This is a genomic window from Actinomadura sp. NEAU-AAG7 (assembly GCF_018603865.1).
Lineage (GTDB): Bacteria > Actinomycetota > Actinomycetes > Streptosporangiales > Streptosporangiaceae > Spirillospora > Spirillospora litoris.
Genome location: NZ_JAHFZY010000006.1, coordinates 303,692 through 320,459, shown reverse-complemented (window position 1 = coordinate 320,459; position 16,768 = coordinate 303,692). Strand labels below are relative to the sequence as shown.

Sequence of the window (16,768 nt, the reverse complement as noted above, 5' to 3'; positions counted from 1 at the left end):
GTCGGGGCGCGTGAGGGGTGGGGGCGCATGTCGGGTGACGCGCTGATGCTGGCGCGGGTGCAGTTCGCGTTGACGGCCGGGACGCATTTCCTGTTCGTGGCGTTGACGCTGGGCCTGGCGACGCTGGTGGCGCTGATGCAGACGCGGGCGACGGTGTGGGGCGGCGCGGGCGGGTCGGGTGAGGCGGTGCACGCCCGGATGACGCGGTTCTGGGGGCAGCTGTACGTCGTGAACTACGCGGTGGGGATCGTGACGGGGCTGGTGATGGAGTTCCAGTTCGGGTTGAACTGGGCGGGGATGTCGCGGACGGTCGGCGGGGTGTTCGGGGCGCCGCTGGCGCTGGAGACGATCGTGGCGTTCTTCGTGGAGTCCACGTTCCTCGGCCTGTGGATCTTCGGGTGGGAGCGGTTGAACCGGTGGGTGCATCTGGCGCTGATCTGGGTGGTGACGGTGACGGCGTACCTGTCGGCGTACTTCGTGCTGGTCGCCAACGGGTGGCTGCAGCGTCCGGTGGGCTATGAGATGCGGGACGGGCGGGCGCGGCTGACCGATGTGGGGGCGCTGCTGGGGAACCCGCCGGCGGTGCTGGCGTTCGGGCACGTGCTGTTCGGGGGGCTGCTGACGGCGGGGTTCTTCGTGGCGGGGGTGAGCGCGTTTCACCTGCGGCGCCGGGCCGGGGAGACCGAGTTCTTCCGCCGGTCGATGCGGGTCGGGCTGGTGGCGGTGGTCGCCTCGATCGTGCCGGTGGTGGTGCTGGGCGGCGCGCAGTTCGCCGACCTGCAGCCGACGAAGCTGGGCGGGGACGACGCGGACGCGGCGGTCGCCGCTTTCACGGCGCGGTTCGGGCCCGACGACTACCGCCCGCCGGGGCTGTCGGAGGCGGGTGAGGCGCTGATGATGTCGATGTGGGCGCTGATGGCGGTGCTGGCGGTGGCGGCGCTGGTGAAGCTGCCGTTCGGGCGGTGGCTGGAGCGGGGCCGGGTGTTCCACGTGGTGATGATCGCGGCGATCCCGCTGCCCTATGTCGCGATGCTGGCGGGGTGGGTGTTCCGGGAGGTGGGCCGGCAGCCCTGGATGGTGTACGGGGTGCTGAAGACGCGGGACGCGGTGTCGGACACGGGCGCGGTGGCGGCGGCGGTGTCGTTCGCGGTGTTCACGGTGCTGTTCGCGGTGCTGGTGGGGGTGAACGTGTGGCTGCTGGCGCGGTTCGCGCGGCGGGGCCCGGGCGGGGTGGGGCTGGGTGTGCCCGCGGGTGCCGCTCCCCCGTCCCCGGCGCTGTCCCCGACGCTGTGACCGCCGGGACGGCGCAGACGACGACGCAGACGGTGCAGATGGTGGTGCAGGCGATGACGGAGATGACGGACGGGTCCGGGACGGGAGTGCGGTGATGGAGTTCCTCGCTGTGGTGATGCTGGCGGTGTTCACGGCCGGGTACCTGGTGCTGGCGGGCGGGGACGTGGGGGTGGGGATGGCGCTGCCGTGGCTGGGCCGGGGGCAGGACGAGCGGCGGCTGGTGATCGCCTCGTTCGCGCCGTTCTTCCTGGGCAACGAGGTGTGGCTGGTCGCGGCGGTGGGGATCGTCGTGGGCGCGTTCCCGGGGTTGGAGCACAGGCTGCTGGAGGATCTGTCCCCGGTGGCGGTGGTGCTGGTGGTGGGGTGGGTCGTGCGGGACATGGGGTTGTGGCTGCGCGGCCGTGTCGACGGCGCGGGGTGGCGGGGCGGGTGCGACGGCGCGGTGGTGGCGGGCAGTTGGGCGCTGGCGCTCGGGTGGGCGTCGCTGCTGGGGTCGCTGGTGGTGTCGGGCGCGGGCGGCGGGGAGGGGATGAACGCGGGGTCGGTGCTGGGGTTGCCGCTGGCGGCGCTGTTCGTCTGGCACGGGGTGGGGTTCGCGCGGTGGCGGCTGCCGGAGGCGATGGCGGCGCGGCTGCGGGGCGTCCCGGCCCGGTACGGGGTGTCGGCGGTGGTGCTGGCGGCGGCGCCGGTGGCGGCGGGCGCGGGTCTGCCGTGGTCGGGGGCCGCGGCGCAGGGGTCGGGTCTGGCGCTGACGGCGGTGGCGGCGGTGGTGCTGCTGCCGCTGCTGGCGGTGGTGCAGGGGCTGGTGTGGTGGACGTTCCGCGGCCGTGTCCAGGCCCCCTCCTACCTGTGACCGGGCGCGGGGACGGCGGCGCGGTGTCGGGCGCGGCGGACGGGATGGGCGCGGCGGCGGGGGCCGGTGCGGGGCGGGGTGGGGCGCGGGTGGTGGAGCGGCGGCTGCGGGGGCTGGTGCCGCGGCGGGTGGTGGGCGCGCTGGCGGTGGCGGCGGCCGGGCAGGGTGTGCTGCTGGTGGTGCAGGCGGATCTGCTGGCGGGGGCGGTCGCGGCGCTGGACGCGGGCCTCCTGGTGTGGCTGGTGGCGGCGGTCGCGGGCCGCGCGGCGCTGGCGTGGGCGGTGGCGTGGCTGGCGGGCGGGACGGCGGCGCGGGTGAAGGCGGACCTGCGGGCCGCGCTGCTGGCCCGCCCGCCGGGCGGTGCGGGCGCGGGCGGGCGGGTGACGCTGCTGACGCGGGGCCTGGACGCGGTCGACCCGTTCTTCACCGGTTACCTGCCGCAGCTGCTGGCGGCGTGCGTGGTGCCGGTGGTGGTGCTGGCGCGGCTGGCGTCAGCGGACTGGGCGTCGGCGCTGGTGGTGGCGGTGACGGTGCCGCTGGTGCCGGTGTTCGGGGCGCTGGTGGGGGCGCGGACGGCGGCGCTCACGGCCCGGCAGTGGGGGCTGCTGCACCGGCTGGGCGGGCATTTCCGGGATGTGCTGGCGGGCGCGGCGACGTTGCGGGCGTTCGGGCGGGCGGGCCACCAGTCGGGGGTGGTGCGGGAGTTGGCCGGGGAGCACCGCCGCGCGACGGTGCGGGCGCTGCGGGTGGCGTTCCTGTCGTCGCTGGTGCTGGAGTGGGTGTGCGCGCTGTCGGTGGCGCTGGTGGCGGTGCCGGTGGGGTTGCGGCTGCTGGACGGGGAGATGGCGCTGCGGACGGGTCTGCTGGTGCTGCTGCTGACCCCGGAGGTGTATCTGCCGCTGCGGGCGCTGGGCGCGCGGTTCCACGCGAGCGCGGAGGGTGTCGCGGCGGCGCGGGAGGCGTTCGCCGCCCTCGACGACGACGACGACGGCGACGGCGACGGCGACGGCGACGTTCCCGCGCCGGTCCGCCCGGGTGGGGCGGTGGCCGCGCCGGAGGGGGCGCCGGAGATCGTGCTGGAGGAGGTGACGGTGCGGTATCCGGGCGCGGACGCCGCGGCGCTGGAGGGGGTGTCGCTGCGGGTCGCGGCGGGTGAGCGGCTGGCGGTGACAGGCCCCTCAGGTGCGGGGAAGTCGACGCTGCTGCTGGTGCTGGCGGGTCTGGTGGCGCCCACGTCGGGGCGGGTGCTGGTCGACGGCGCGGACCTGGCGGGGCTGGACGCGGCGGCGTGGCGGGCGCGGGTCGGGTGGGTGCCGCAGCGCCCGCACCTGTTCGCCGCGTCCGTCGCCGACAACCTGCGGCTGGGCGATCCGGGCGCGCCGATGGGGCGGGTGCGGGCGGCGGCGCGCGCGGCGTGCGCGGAGGAGTTCGTCGAGGCCCTCCCCGGCGGGTTCGCGGCGGTGCTGGGCGAGGGCGGCGCGGGGGTGTCGGCGGGGCAGGCGCAGCGGCTGGCGCTGGCGCGGGCGTTCCTGTCGGGCGGGCCGGTGATGCTGCTGGACGAGCCGACGGCGCGGCTGGACCTGGCGAGCGAGCGGGCGCTGGTGGAGGCGGCGGCGCGGCTGCTGGAGGGGCGGACGGCGGTGCTGGTGGCGCACCGTCCGGCGCTGCTGCGGGCGGTGGACCGGGTGGTGCGGCTGGAGTCGGGCCGGATCACCTCCTCCCCCGCGTCCGCCGCGTCGGCGCGGGTCTCGGGCGGGGTGGGGGTGTGAGGGCCGTGGAGGGCGGGATGCGGGGTGCGGTGCGGCCGCACGCGGCGCGGCTGGTGGTCGCGGCGGTCGCGGCGGCGGCGGCGGAGCTGTGCGGGCTGGGGCTGGTCGCGGCGGCGGCGTGGCTGATCGCGCGGGCGTCGCAGCGCCCGGAGCTGGCGGCGCTGTCGGTGGCGGTCGTGGCGGTGCGGGGGTTCGCGCTGGCGAAGGGGGCGCTGCGCTACGCCGAGCGGCTCGCGGGCCATGACGCGGCGCTGCGGGCGCTGGCGGAGCTGCGGGGCCGGGTGTTCGACGCGCTCGCCGCCTCCCCCCGCCACTCCTCCACCGCACCGGGCGCGGATGCTGGGCGGGGGCGGGACGGGGAGGCGCTGACGCGGCTGGTGTCCGATGTCGACGCCGTCCAGGACCTGCTGCTGCGGTGCGCGCTGCCGGCGGTCGCGGCGGCGGTGTGCGGGGCGGCGGGGGCGGTGGTGTGCTGGGCGGTGCTGCCGGTCGCGGGCGCGGTGCTGGCGGGCGGGCTGGTCGTGGCGGGGGTGGTGGTGCCGGTGGCGGCGGCGGTGCTGGGCGGGCGGGCGTCGCGGCGCGCGGCGTCCGCGCGGGACGCGCTCGCGGTGCGGGCGCTGGACGTCCTGGAGGGCGCCCGCGACCTGGCGATGTTCGGCGCCGCGGGGCGGTTCACGGGCGCGGCGCGGGAGGCGGCGGCGCGGCTGGAGCGGGCGGAGCGGGCGGCGGCGCGGCTGGGCGCGGCGGTGGCGGCGGCGGGGTACGCCGTGCAGGGGGTGACGGCGGCGCTGGTGGTGTGGGCGGCGACCCGCCCGGCCGCGGCGGCGCGCGGGGTGGACGAGGTGGGGGCGGCGGTGCTGGCGTTGACGGCGCTGGTGGCGGTGGAGGCGGTGCTGCCGTTGGGTGAGGCGGCGCGGCGGCTGCGGGAGGTGCGGCCGGCGGCGCGCCGCACCGGTGCGCTGCTCCGCACGCCCCCGCCCCCGGCTCCCCCGCCCCCGGCCCTTGCGGGCGGGGACGCGGAGGATGGACCGGCCGGGGGCGCGGCGGTGGAGTTGCGGGGCGTCACCCTCACCTACCCGGGCGGGACGGCCCCGGCGCTGGACGGGGTGGACCTGCGGGTGGAGCCGGGCCGCCGCGTCGCGGTCGTGGGCGCCAGCGGCGCGGGCAAGAGCACGCTGCTGGCGGTTCTGTCGGGTGAGGCCGCGGCGTCGTCGGGGACGGTGCGGGTCGGCGGCCGCCCGGCCTCGCCCGGCGGTGCGGGCGGGACGGTGCGGGGGCTGGCGCAGGACGCGCACGTGTTCGCCGCGACCGTCGGGGCGAACCTGCGGCTGGCCCGCCCGGACGCCGGCGACGCGGAGTTGCGGGAGGCGGCGGAGCGGGCGGGGTTGTGGCCGGTGGTGCGGGACCTGCCGGAGGGCTGGGACACCCCGGTCGGCGCGGGCGGGCGGGGCCTGTCGGGCGGGCAGCGGCAGCGGCTGCTGCTGGCGCGGGCGCTGCTGGCCGCCCCGCCGGTGCTGGTGCTGGACGAGCCCGCCGAGGCGCTGGACCCGGTGATGGCCGACCGTGTCGTCGCCGACCTGCTGGCCGCGCCGGGCGGCGGGACGGTGCTGCTGGTCACGCACCGGCTCGCGGCGCTGGAGGCCGCCGACGAGGTGCTGGTGATGGACCGCGGCCGGATCGTGCAGCGCGGGCGGCACGCCGCGCTGCTGGCCGCGCCCGGCGCCTACCGCGACCTGTGGGACGCCGAACTCCTCACCACCTGACCCGCCACCGACCCGCCACCGACCCGCCACCGACCCGCCACCGACCCGCCACCGACCCGCCACCGACCCGCCGGTGGGCCCCGGGGGGCGGTCAGGTGAGGTCGTGGAGGGCGGCGGCGATGGCGGCGACGCCCTCCTCGATCGCCGACGGCGCCGCGGCGGCGTAGCCCAGGACCAGCCCGGGGCGGTGGCGGCGCTGCCCGTGCCACGACAGCGGATGGGTCTTCACCCCCCGCGCCAGCGCCGCCGCCGCCAGCGCCGTGTCCGGCACCGCCCGCGCCGCCCGCGCCGTCCCGCCCTGCGCGCGGGTCTGCGCGGGCGGCCGGGGGGAGCGGCCGGGGAAGGTGACGGTCAGGTGCAGCCCGGCGGCGGCGCCGTGCACGACCGCGCCGGGCAGGTGCTCCCGCAGCGCGGTGATCATGGCGTCGCGGCGGCGGCGGTGCCGGCGGCGCAGCAGCCGCAGGTGCCGCTCCATCTCCCCGGAGTCCATCAGGCGGGCCAGGACGAGCTGGGGCAGCGCGGCGCCGCCGAGGTCGGCGAACCGCTTGGCCTCCACCAGCGCGTCCCGGTGGCCGGGCGGCGCCAGCACCCACCCGATCCGCAGCGCCGGCGCCAGCAGCTTGGACACGCTCCCGGCGTAGAAGACGCGGTCGGCGAGCATGGACCGCAGCGCCGCGACGGGCGGCCGGTCGTAGCGGTGCTCGGCGTCGTAGTCGTCCTCGATGACCACGCCGCCCGCCGCGACCCAGCGCATCAGGTCGCGGCGGCGCGCGCCGTCCAGCACGACGCCGGTGGGGAACTGGTGCGCGGGGGTGAGCAGCACGGCGGGCGCGCCGGACGCGCGGAGCCGGTCGACGCGGACGCCGCCCGCGTCGACCGGGACGGGCGGGGTCCGCATCCCCCAGTGCCGCAGGTGCTGGCGGGTGCCCAGCGACCCCGGGTCCTCCACCGCGACCTCCGCGATCCCCTCCGCGGTCAGGACGCGGGCCAGCAGCGCGAGCCCTTGCGCGGTCCCGGTGGTGACGACGACGTCGCCGGGGTCGGCGCGGACGCCCCGGTTGCGGGCCAGCCACGCCGCGACGGCCGCGCGCAGCGCCGGGGTGCCGCGCGGGTCGCCGTAGCCGAGGGCGGGCGCCGACAGCTCGGCCAGGACGGACCGCTCGGCGCGCAGCCACGCCGCGCGGGGGAACGCCGCCAGGTCCGGGACGCCCGGGGACAGGTCGATACGGGCGGGCGCGGCGCGCAGCACGTCGAACACCTCGGGGCCGGGCTCGCGGACGAACACCTCCCGCTCCCCCACCGCCCCGGCCGCGCCCGCCGCCCCGGCGGTGCCGCCGGTCGCCTCCGCCGCCTCCAGGGCCGGTGCGGGCGCGGCGGGGGGACGGCCCCGGGGGGTGAGGGGCGCGGCGACCACGACGGTGCCGCCGCGGCCGCGCCCCGCGACGTGCCCGTCGTCGACGAGCCGCTGGTAGGCCTCGGTGACCACGCCGCGCGACACGCCCAGCTCGGCGGCCAGGACGCGGCTGGCGGGCAGCCGGCCGCCGACCGGGAGGCGCCCGTCGCCGATCGCGTCGCGCAGCCGTCCCGCCAGCCACTCCGACAGCCCGCCGGGCGGCGCGTCGGCGGGATCGAGCTGCAGGAAGTCCGCGCCCCGCGCCCCGCCCGCCCCCACCTGCGCCCCCACCTGCGCCCCCACCTGCGCCCCCACCTGCGCCGCCGCGTCCGACACCGCGTTCGGCGCCAGGCCGGGTGCCGGGTCGGGTGCCGGGTCGGGCGCCGGGTCGGGCGCCGCCGCGCCGCCCGGGTCGGGCGCCGCCGGCGCGCCGGCGGCGGGGCCGGTGGACGCACCGGTTATGGTTCGGTCGCCCGCCACGTCATTGGACCTGTCCATGAGGCCATTGTGGCGGCACGGTGGACCCATGGGAACACCGCTGGAAACCCCGCTGGGAACACCGCGCGCGCAGGCGCCGCTCACCTATGTCCACGGCTACTCCGACCACGAGACGCGGCGGCTGGGCGACCAGGCCGACACGCTCGCGGGGCTGCTGCACGACGGTACCGCCTACCCGCCCGGCAGCCGGGTCCTGGAGGCCGGCTGCGGGGTCGGCGCGCAGACCGTCCACCTCGCCGCCGCCAGTCCCGGCGCGGAACTGGTCGCCGTGGACGTCTCGGAGGCGTCGCTGGCGCGGGCCCGCGCCGCCCTCGCCGCCCGCGTCCCGCGCGGGGCGCCCGCCGCGCGGGTGGAGTGGGTGCGCGCCGACCTGCACGCCCTCCCCTACCCCGACGGGCACTTCGACCACGTGTTCGTCTGCTTCGTCCTGGAGCACCTGCCCGACCCGCTGCGGGCGCTGACGGCGCTGCGGCGCGTCCTGGCGCCGGGCGGGACGATCACCGTGATCGAGGGCGACCACGGGTCGGCGTTCTTCCACCCCGACAGCGCCGCCGCGCGCGCCGTGATCGGCCACCAGGTCGCGCTGCAAGCCGCCGCCGGCGGCGACGCGCTGATCGGACGGCGCGTGCGGCCGCTGCTGGACGCCGCCGGGTACCGGGACGTCCGCGTCGCGCCCCGCACCGTCTACGCCGACGCGTCCCGGCCCGCGCTCGTGCAGGGCTTCACCCGCGCCACGTTCGTCGCGATGGTCCGCGCCGTCCGCGACGAGGCGGTCGCCGCCGGGCTCGCCGACCCCCTCACCTTCGACCGGGGCGTCGCCGACCTCGACCGCGCCGCCGGCGACGGGGGGACCTTCCACTACACCTTCTTCAAAGGCACCGCCGTCAGGTGACCGCCCACCAACTGGACGCCGCCGGCCGGGGTCAGGGGCGGGTGAGCTCGGCGCGCATCAGGTCCAGGCCCATCGGCCCGAGGTCCAGCGCCCGCCGGTGGAACTCGCGCAGGTCGAACGCGGCGCCGTCGCGCGAGCGCGCCGCCTCCCGCGCCTCCAGCCACACCCGCTCCCCCACCTTGTAGGCGATCGCCTGCGCGGGGCGCCCCAGATACCGGTCGATCTCGAACGCGATCGCCGCGTCCGGCTGCGGACCCGAGTGCGCCTTGAGGAACTCGCGGCCCAGCCCCGCGGTCCACCGCTCGCCGTCGTGGAACCCCGCCCCGGCGGGGATCTCCAACTCCAGGTGCATGCCGATGTCCAGGATGATCCGCGCCGCGCGGAACTGCTGCCCGCCCGCCAGCATCCCCAGCTTGTGCGCCGGGTCGCGGTAGTAGCCCAGCTCGTCCATCAGCCGCTCGGCGTACAGGCCCCACCCCTCGCAGTACCCCGGGTACAGCTCCCCGGCCAGCCGCCGGAACCGGTTCAGGCCCGTGTTCAGCACGCACACCCCGAGCTGCAGGTGGTGGCCGGGGACGCCCTCGTGGAACATGGTGCCCGGCACCGTCCACGTCACGATGCCCTCGCCCGGGTCCTGCACCGTCCACCACACCGTTCCCGGACGCGACAGGTCCTCCGCCGGCGCCAGGTAGTAGATCCCCGACTCCACCGCCGGGATCCGGCAGTCGATCCGCCGCAGCGGCTCGGGGATGTCGAAGTGGACGCCGTCCAGGTCCTCGATCGCCTTGTCGGCCAGGGCCTGGATCCAGTCCCGGAACGCCTCCGCGCCGCTGATCCGGTAGGCGGGGTCGGCGTCCAGCGCGGCGCGGACCGCCGGCAGCGGCTCCCCGGGCAGGATCCGCTCGCCCGCCGCGTCCATCTCCGCCTCGATCCGCGCCAGCTCTTCCCACCCCCACGCGTAGGTCTCCTCCAGGTCCAGCGCGGTCCCGAGGAAGTCGCGCACCCCCAGCCGGTACCGGTCGGCGCCCAGCGCGTCCCGCTCCGGCGCGTGCGGCGCCAGGTCCCGCGACAGGAACTCCGCGAAGGCGCCCAGCGCCGCCGACGCCGCCGCGACCGCCGCGTCCAGCTCCCCGCGCAGCGGCCCGTCCCCGTACCCGGCGGCCAGCCCCTCCAGGTAGGCGGGGGTGTCGCGGCACTCCCGCTCGTTGCGGACGACCTGCCGCAGCGCCGCGACCCGGCCCCGCTGCCGCGCCCGCTCCAGGCTCACCCGCAGCCCCTCCAGCGCCCCCGGCAGCGCCCGCACCCGGTCGCGGACCGCGTCCCAGTCGGTGCCAGGGCCCCGGTCCAGCAGGTCGATCGCCACCCGCAGCCGCTGCAGCGGCCCGTCGATGGTCTCCAGATACCCCTCGTGCGCGCCGGCGTCGAACAGGGCCAGGTCGGTCTCCAGCCGCTCCCGCAGCACCGCCGCCGAGATCCGGTCGGATCCGGCGGCCGGGCCGGGCGCGGCGGGCGTGCTGTCCAGGCGGGCGAGGGTGGCGCGCGCGAGGTCGGCGCGCGCCGCCGGACCGTCGGGACCGTAGTCGGTCAGACGGGAGTCCTGCCCGGCGATCCCCATGATCGCCGCCTGGCACGGGTCCAGGACGGCGAGCTCGTCCATGTAGCGGTCGGCGAGGTCATCCAGTGCGGTCATCGCCCAAGGCTAAGGCCCAACCGCCCACTTCCGCGATCATGGATTTCGGGGGTCTCCGCGTCCCTCCGGCGGGGGTCAGCGGGTCTCGGCGGCCAGCCGCAGCCCCAGCCCCACCAGCACCACGCCCGACACCTGCTCCAACCGGCGCCGCACCGCCGGGCGGCCCACCAGCCGCCGCGCCGCGCCCACCAGCCACACCACCCCGGTGTACCAGGCCAGGTCGATCGCCACCCACAGCACCGACAGCACCGCCAGCGCCAGCGGCACCGGCCACCCCTCCGGGACGAACTGCGGCAGGAACGACACCGCGAACACCCCCGCCTTCGGGTTCGCGGCGTTGGTGACCAGCCCCAGCCGGAAGCACCGCCACCCCCCGCGCGGCGCACCGCCCGTTCCCGTTCCCGCACCGGCGTTCGGGCCGGTGCCCCGGCCGGTGCCCGGGGCTGTGTCCAGGGCGCTGCCGCCGCCGGGCTCCGGTGCGGACGCGCCGCGCCGCGCCCGCCACAGCGCCCGCACCCCGAACCACACCAGTACGCCCGCGCCGACGACCCGCAACCCGTCATAGGCCAGCCGCGAGGCCACCAGCAGCGCCGACAGCCCCGCCGCGGCCGCCAGCCCCCACGCCAGCACCCCCGCCTCGTTGCCCAGCACCGCCGCCATCCCCGCGCGCCGCCCCGACCGCGCCGACTCCCGCATGATCACGACCGTGCTCGGGCCGGGCGCCACCGCGATCAGCACCGCCGCACCCGCAAAAGCCACCAAACTCTCCAGCATCACCCCATGCTGCCCATCGCCACCCACCCCCGCAACGCATAAAACCGCCCCACAACGCGCCGCGACCGGGGAAGCGCTCAGACGGGACCGCCACCGTCATCGCCGCCCCCACCCGGAGACGTCGGCGGCGCCGTCGGCGGCAGCGACGGCGACGGCTCCGGCGGACTCACCGGCGGCGGCGTCGTCGGCGACGCCGGACCCGGCGAGGGCACCCGCACCGTCGGCGTCGGCTCCGGCGGCAGCGGCGGCGGCTCCTCCACCTCCGGCTGGCACGCGAACAGCACCCCCATCAGCACCGCCAGCACCAGCAGCACCGCCGCCAACCCCAGCACCGCCCGCACCATGCTCCGCTCCGGCGGCCGCTCCCCCACCGGCACCGGACCCGCCTCCACCGGCGGCGGAACCGGACGATCCAACGCCGGCTCCCCCGACCCCAGCCAGTGCGGCTGGAACCCCGGCCCCCGGCGCCGCCCCCACCGGCCCCGCGACGCCCCCAGCAGCACCGGCTCCAGAAAACGCTCCGCCCCCGCCCGCTCCGCCTCGTACACCGTCGCCACCCACGGCGCCGGCCCCTCCGGCTGCGCCGCCACCACCGGAGCCGGACCCCCGGGCACCGGCGCCACCGGCCCGCCCCGCCCCGGCACCGCCGCGTTGATCGCCGCCCGGAACCGGTCCCGCGCCGCCGCGTCACCCGCCGCGCCCCGGTTCAGCACCGCCACACTCGCCCGCCGCCCCTGCCCGTCCACCCCCAGGAACACGATGCCCGCCGCCGTCTCCGACAGGCGCGCCGACAGGCGGTAGGGGCCAAGCTGAGCGGGATCACCCGGGGGCAACGGCCTCGACATGACGCAACACTAACAACCACCCCCGACCCGCCGCCCCGACCCGCGCCCCGACCCGCACAGACCGGAACCGGACCGACGCCAGACCGGCACCAGCCCCCCACCGGGAACCGATCACCCGCAACACGCAGTTATCCCTCACGAACGGGTACAAGTGATCGCGTAGGGTCGTAACGCGCCCGCCCCGCACCCGGGAGCACCGCCGGCACCGCAGTCACCGCACCAGTCACCGCACCGCCCCAGGACCACTCCGAGGACACCGAGGGACACCTGAGATGACCATCGCCGCCCACGATGTCGACGAGGCCGCGGCCCAGCTGCAGACCACCGTCACCGAGGTCAAAAAGGTCATCGTCGGCCAGGAGCACATGGTCGAACGGATGGTCGTCGCGCTCCTCGCCCGCGGCCACTGCCTCATCGAAGGCGTCCCCGGCGTCGCCAAGACCCTCGCCGTCGGCACCCTCGCCCGCGTCGTCGGCGGCACCTTCGCCCGCCTCCAGTTCACCCCCGACCTCGTCCCCTCCGACATCGTCGGCACCCGCATCTACCACCCCTCCACCGAGCAGTTCGACGTCGAACTCGGCCCCGTCTTCGTCAACTTCGTCCTCGCCGACGAGATCAACCGCGCCCCCGCCAAAGTCCAGTCCGCGCTCCTTGAGGTCATGGCCGAACGGCAGGTCTCCCTCGGCGGCAACACCTACCCCCTCCCCCGCCCCTTCATCGTCCTGGCCACCCAGAACCCCATCGAGTCCGAAGGCGTCTACCCCCTCCCCGAAGCCCAACGCGACCGGTTCCTCATGAAGATCGACGTCCACCACCCCGCCGCCCACGAGGAACTCCAGATCCTCCAGCGGATGAGCGTCGACCCCCCCGAGGCCGCCCAGATCCTCGACACCGCCGGCCTCGCCCGCCTCCAACGCGCCGCCGAAGAGGTCGCCGTCCACGAACTCGTCGCCGACTACATCGTCCGGCTCGTCATGGCCACCCGCGAACCCGACCAGTACCGCCTCCCCGACCTGCGCACCGTCATCGAGATCGGCGCCAGCCCCCGCGCCACCCTCGGCCTGGTCTCCGCCGCCCGCGCCCTCGCCCTGCTCTCAGGCCGCGACTACGTCCTGCCCGACGACGTCCGCGCCGTCGCCGTCGACGTCATCGCCCACCGCCTCGTCCTCACCTTCGACGCCCTCGCCGACGGCGTCCACCCCGCCGACGTCATCGCCCAGATCCTCACCGCCGTCCCCCCGCCCCGCGTCGTGTGGAACCACGGCGCCGCGGCGGTGACCACCGCATGAACCCCCGCGGGCGCCACACACCGGGAACCGGACGACACGGGACACGGCGCGGAACACGCCGCGGCGCGCACCGCGGCGCCGACGGCGCCGACATCGCCCGCCTCGCCCCCGAACGCACCCTCCGCCGCCTCGAACTCCAGGTCACCCGCCGCCTGGACGGCCTCCTCAACGGCGAACACCTCGGCCTCCTCCCCGGCCCCGGCACCGAACTCGCCGAAGCCCGCCTCTACCAGCCCGGCGAGGACGACGTCCGCTTCATGGACTGGGCCGTCACCGCCCGCACCACCACCCCCCACGTCCGCGACCTCATCGCCGACCACGAACTCGAAGCCTGGGCCCTGGTCGACCTCACCCCCAGCATGGACTTCGGCACCACCACCCTCGTCAAACGCGACCTCGCCGTCGCCGCCCTCGCCGCCGTCGGATTCCTCACCGTCCGCCTCGGCGACCGCGCCGGCGCCTACCTCCTGCACCGCGACGGCCTGCGCCGCCACCCCGCCCGCACCGGCAAGGCCGCCCTCTACGCCCTCCTCCAAGCCGTCCTGGACGCCCCCACCAGCGCCCCCGGCGCCACCGAGACCTCCCTCACCACCGCCATGACCGGCGCCCGCTCCGGCCTCAGCACCCGCACCGCCCCCGGCGCCGCCCGCCACGGCGACCTCGCCGCCGCCATCACCGCCCTGGACCGCGGCCAGACCCGCCGCGGCCTGCGCGTCCTCATCTCCGACTTCCTCGCCCCCCTCGACGAGGGAACCGGATCCGACACCGCACCGCCCCCCTGGGAACGGCCCCTGCGCCGCCTCGCCGCCCGCCACCAGGTCCTCGCCATCGAGATCATCGACCCCCGCGAACTCGACCTCCCCGACGTCGGACTCGTCGAGATGACCGACCCCGAGACCGGCACCGTCCACGAGATCGTCCTCAACCGCCGCGTCCGCGAACGCTACGCCGCCGCGGCCGCCGCCCAACGCGACCGCACCCGCGCCGCCCTCCGCCGCAGCGGCGCCCACCACCTCGTCCTGCGCACCGACCGCGACTGGATCACCGACATCGCCCGCTTCGCCCTCCGCCAGCGCCGCGCCGCCGGACGCCCCGTCACCCCCACGGGAGCGCGCCCATGACCTTCCTGTCACCCGAACGCCTCTGGCTGCTGTCCCTCGCGCCGCTGCTCGCCGCCGCCTACGTCCTGATGCAGCTGCGCCGCCGACAGCACACCGTCCGCTTCACCAACCTCGCCCTGCTCGCCCAGGTCGCCCCACGCCGCCCCGGCTGGCGCCGGCACGTCGCCGCCGCCCTGTTCCTCATCATGATCGTCCTGATGATGATCGGGTTCGCGCGGCCCGCCAGCTCCGTCAAGGTCCCCCGCGACCGCGCCACCATCATGGTCGCCGTCGACGTGTCCCTGTCCATGATGGCCCGCGACGTCGCCCCCTCCCGCTTCGACGCCGCCAAGAACGCCGCCAAGACCTTCATCCGCGAACTCCCCTCCCGCTTCAACGTCGGCGTCGTCTCCTTCGCCGGCAACGCCAACCTCGTCGCCGCCCCCACCGCCGACCGCGACGCCGCCATCGCCTCCCTCGACCAGCTCGTCCTCGCCAAACGCACCGCCATCGGCGAGGCCGTCTTCACCTCCCTGCAAGGCGTGCGGACCTTCGACGCCCAGGCCAGCCAGGACCCCCCGCCCGCCCACATCGTCCTGCTGTCCGACGGCGACAACACCACCGGACGCACCGTCCAGGAGGCCATCGACGCCAGCCGCGCCGCGCACGTCCCCGTCTCCACCATCGCCTTCGGCACCCCCTACGGCACCGTCGACATCGAAGGCGAGACCACCAGCGTCTCGGTCAACAAGGAGACCCTCAAGACCCTCGCCGACAGCACCCAGGGCAAGGCCTACGAGGCCGCCGACGCCGGGCAGCTCGACGAGGTCTACGCCAACATCGGCAGCTCCCTCGGCTTCACCACCGAGCACCGCGACATCGCCGCCCGCTATACCGGCCTCGCGCTGCTGTTCGCCCTCGCCGCCGGCGGCGCGTCCCTCGCCTGGTTCTCCCGCCTCCCCTGACCCGCGCGGCCGGGCCGGCGGCGGGCCGGGTGTGGCGCCGGGACGTCCGGGACGCTGATACGGTCGGCCGACGTGGGGGAACACTACTTCGCCGAGCGGCCCGGCGCCGCCGCCCGACGCCGCACCGTCGACCTGGTCCTGCCCGACCTGCACCTGCGGCTCGCCACCGACAGCGGCATGTTCTCACCCGACCGCGTCGACCCCGGCACCCGCGTCCTGCTGGAGACCGTCCCCCCTCCCCCGCCCACCGGCGACCTCCTCGACCTCGGCTGCGGGTACGGGCCCATCGCCCTCACCATGGCGAGCCGCTCGCCGCAGGCGAGCGTATGGGGGGTTGATGTGAACCAGCGTGCTCTGGAGATCGCGGAGGAGAATGCCACCGCCGCCGGCCTTGACAATGTAAGGTTCAGGGCGGCGGACGACGTCAGCCCCGACCTGCGCTTCGCCGCGATCTGGTCCAACCCCCCGATCCGCATCGGCAAGGCCGCCCTGCACGGCCTCCTGCTCGCCTGGCTCCCCCGCCTCGCCCCCGGCGGCGCCGCGCACCTCGTCGTCCAGAAGCACCTCGGCTCCGACTCCCTCCAGCGCTGGCTGGACGCCCAGGGCCACCGCACCACCCGGATCGCGTCCCGCTCCGCCTACCGCGTCCTGCGCGTCGACGCCCCCTCCCCCACCGCGCCGAGCGCCGCGTCCACCACGGAAGGCCCCACCCGATGACCGCCCCCGACCCCGCCCCGCAGCGCCGCCAGCTGCGCCCCACCGACGTCAAGCGCCTCAACCGCGAGTGGCGCCGCCGCGCCGGCGACCGCCTCGACCTGCTCGTGGAGTCGGTCACCCAGCCGTTCAACATCGGCTCCATCGTCCGCAGCGCCGCCGTGTTCGGCGTCGAGCGCCTCTGGCTCGCCGGGAACGCCACACCCCCCACCCACCGCAACGCCACCAAGACCGCCCTCGGCACCGAACGCCTCATCGCCTGGGAGCACGCCGGCACCGCCGCCGAGGCCGCCGCCGCCGTCCGCGCGCAGGGGCTGCGGCTGGTCGCCGTCGAACTCACCGGCGACGCCGTCCCCCTGCACGAGGCGCCCCTGGACGGCGACGTCTGCCTCGCCGTCGGCGGCGAGGACCACGGCTGCTCCCCCGCCCTGCTCGCCGCCGCCGACGCCGTCGCCTACATCCCCCAGCCCGGACGCGTCGGATCCCTCAACGTCGCCGTCGCCGCCGCCCTCGCCCTCGCCGAGGCCCGCCGCCGCGAATGGACCGGCTGACCCCTCCCCCGCCGTGATCCGCCCGGCACCGGGTTACGATCACCCCGTGCTGTTCCCGCCTCGCGCCTAGGACGCCTCCGCACCGGCCCGCCAAGCCGGTGACCCGGCGTCCACGCAACCCGCCCGCGCCCGCGCGGGCCTCCCCGGAGAACACGCACCGTGGCCCCCACAGCCGCCCCCTCGGGGGCACCGTCCTACGCGGCCCTCCTGCGCACCCCGCACGCCTCCCACACCTTCGGCGCGGCGCCGCTGGGCCGCCTGTCCTACGGGACGGTCTTCCTCTCCCTCACCCTCACCTGCACCGGCGCCACCGGCTCCTACACCTCCGCCGGCGCCCTCATCGCCCTGTCGGCCTCACCGCCGCGCTGCCGTCACCGCC

The 16,768-nt window shown here is 77.1% G+C and carries 14 protein-coding genes; 10 read left to right on the top strand and 4 right to left on the bottom strand.

The annotated features are described in order from the left end of the window. Positions 1–27 precede the first annotated feature (27 nt). From KLI87_RS27835 to cydC, 4 genes are all read left to right on the top strand, one after another. On the top strand, positions 28–1,293 hold the full coding sequence (locus KLI87_RS27835) for a cytochrome ubiquinol oxidase subunit I (RefSeq protein WP_214619304.1): 1,266 nt from the start codon (positions 28–30) through the stop codon (positions 1,291–1,293). Positions 1,294–1,387: 94 nt separating this feature from the next. Beyond that, positions 1,388–2,146, top strand: coding sequence for a cytochrome d ubiquinol oxidase subunit II (locus KLI87_RS27830; RefSeq protein ID WP_156216648.1), 759 nt, complete (start codon positions 1,388–1,390; stop codon positions 2,144–2,146). Continuing rightward, positions 2,143–3,915, top strand: a complete 1,773-nt coding sequence (cydD, locus tag KLI87_RS27825) for a thiol reductant ABC exporter subunit CydD (RefSeq protein ID WP_308166237.1) — start codon at positions 2,143–2,145, stop codon at positions 3,913–3,915. The genes KLI87_RS27830 and cydD overlap by 4 nt, the downstream gene beginning before the upstream one ends. 17 nt (positions 3,916–3,932) lie before the next feature. Further along, complete coding sequence (gene cydC, locus KLI87_RS27820) at positions 3,933–5,678, top strand: thiol reductant ABC exporter subunit CydC (RefSeq protein WP_214619303.1); 1,746 nt, start codon at positions 3,933–3,935, stop codon at positions 5,676–5,678. Positions 5,679–5,769: 91 nt separating this feature from the next. Here cydC and KLI87_RS27815 read toward each other — a convergent pair whose 3' ends face one another. Beyond that, positions 5,770–7,569, bottom strand: a complete 1,800-nt coding sequence (locus KLI87_RS27815; RefSeq protein WP_214619302.1) for a PLP-dependent aminotransferase family protein — start codon at positions 7,567–7,569, stop codon at positions 5,770–5,772. Between the two features lie 28 nt (positions 7,570–7,597). Here KLI87_RS27815 and KLI87_RS27810 point away from each other — a divergent pair, with 28 nt between their 5' ends. Next, positions 7,598–8,461: a methyltransferase domain-containing protein gene (locus tag KLI87_RS27810; RefSeq protein WP_156216652.1), complete on the top strand. Its 864-nt coding sequence runs from the start codon at positions 7,598–7,600 to the stop codon at positions 8,459–8,461. 31 nt (positions 8,462–8,492) lie between these two features. On the opposite strand, the gene KLI87_RS27805 is transcribed toward KLI87_RS27810, so the two are convergent. From KLI87_RS27805 to KLI87_RS27795, 3 genes are all read right to left on the bottom strand, one after another. Beyond that, complete coding sequence (locus tag KLI87_RS27805) at positions 8,493–10,151, bottom strand: DUF885 domain-containing protein (RefSeq protein WP_156216654.1); 1,659 nt, start codon at positions 10,149–10,151, stop codon at positions 8,493–8,495. Between the two features lie 75 nt (positions 10,152–10,226). Beyond that, the gene (locus KLI87_RS27800) at positions 10,227–10,910 is read right to left on the bottom strand and encodes a LysE family translocator (protein WP_308166236.1); all 684 of its coding nucleotides are present in this window, start codon (positions 10,908–10,910) and stop codon (positions 10,227–10,229) included. A gap of 92 nt (positions 10,911–11,002) precedes the next feature. Continuing rightward, a complete protein-coding gene (locus KLI87_RS27795; protein WP_156216658.1) occupies positions 11,003–11,770 on the bottom strand; it encodes a hypothetical protein in 768 nt (255 codons plus the stop codon). A gap of 272 nt (positions 11,771–12,042) precedes the next feature. On the opposite strand from KLI87_RS27795, the gene KLI87_RS27790 reads away from it, so the two are divergent. The 5 genes from KLI87_RS27790 (at position 12,043) to KLI87_RS27770 (ending at position 16,389) form a co-directional block, all read left to right on the top strand. Then, positions 12,043–13,059, top strand: a complete 1,017-nt coding sequence (locus tag KLI87_RS27790) for a MoxR family ATPase (protein WP_156216660.1) — start codon at positions 12,043–12,045, stop codon at positions 13,057–13,059. After that, positions 13,056–14,180 (top strand): DUF58 domain-containing protein, encoded by a 1,125-nt coding sequence (locus tag KLI87_RS27785; protein ID WP_214619301.1) that lies wholly within the window; start codon positions 13,056–13,058, stop codon positions 14,178–14,180. The genes KLI87_RS27790 and KLI87_RS27785 overlap by 4 nt, the downstream gene beginning before the upstream one ends. Beyond that, positions 14,177–15,124, top strand: coding sequence for a VWA domain-containing protein (locus KLI87_RS27780; RefSeq protein WP_156216664.1), 948 nt, complete (start codon positions 14,177–14,179; stop codon positions 15,122–15,124). Before KLI87_RS27785 ends, KLI87_RS27780 begins: the two co-directional genes overlap by 4 nt. A gap of 72 nt (positions 15,125–15,196) precedes the next feature. Further along, a complete protein-coding gene (locus KLI87_RS27775; RefSeq protein WP_214619300.1) occupies positions 15,197–15,841 on the top strand; it encodes a class I SAM-dependent methyltransferase in 645 nt (214 codons plus the stop codon). Next, positions 15,838–16,389: a TrmH family RNA methyltransferase gene (locus KLI87_RS27770; RefSeq protein ID WP_156216670.1), complete on the top strand. Its 552-nt coding sequence runs from the start codon at positions 15,838–15,840 to the stop codon at positions 16,387–16,389. Before KLI87_RS27775 ends, KLI87_RS27770 begins: the two co-directional genes overlap by 4 nt. Positions 16,390–16,768: the final 379 nt, after the last annotated feature.

Coding starts and splice junctions, on each gene's coding strand:
- KLI87_RS27815 (WP_214619302.1), bottom strand. CDS start 7,569: ATGGACAGGTCCAATGACGTGGCGGGCGACCGAACCATAACCGGTGCG.
- KLI87_RS27790 (WP_156216660.1), top strand. CDS start 12,043: ATGACCATCGCCGCCCACGATGTCGACGAGGCCGCGGCCCAGCTGCAG.
- cydC (WP_214619303.1), top strand. CDS start 3,933: ATGCGGGGTGCGGTGCGGCCGCACGCGGCGCGGCTGGTGGTCGCGGCG.
- KLI87_RS27785 (WP_214619301.1), top strand. CDS start 13,056: ATGAACCCCCGCGGGCGCCACACACCGGGAACCGGACGACACGGGACA.
- KLI87_RS27835 (WP_214619304.1), top strand. CDS start 28: ATGTCGGGTGACGCGCTGATGCTGGCGCGGGTGCAGTTCGCGTTGACG.
- KLI87_RS27795 (WP_156216658.1), bottom strand. CDS start 11,770: ATGTCGAGGCCGTTGCCCCCGGGTGATCCCGCTCAGCTTGGCCCCTAC.
- KLI87_RS27805 (WP_156216654.1), bottom strand. CDS start 10,151: ATGACCGCACTGGATGACCTCGCCGACCGCTACATGGACGAGCTCGCC.
- KLI87_RS27770 (WP_156216670.1), top strand. CDS start 15,838: ATGACCGCCCCCGACCCCGCCCCGCAGCGCCGCCAGCTGCGCCCCACC.
- KLI87_RS27780 (WP_156216664.1), top strand. CDS start 14,177: ATGACCTTCCTGTCACCCGAACGCCTCTGGCTGCTGTCCCTCGCGCCG.
- KLI87_RS27830 (WP_156216648.1), top strand. CDS start 1,388: ATGGAGTTCCTCGCTGTGGTGATGCTGGCGGTGTTCACGGCCGGGTAC.
- KLI87_RS27810 (WP_156216652.1), top strand. CDS start 7,598: ATGGGAACACCGCTGGAAACCCCGCTGGGAACACCGCGCGCGCAGGCG.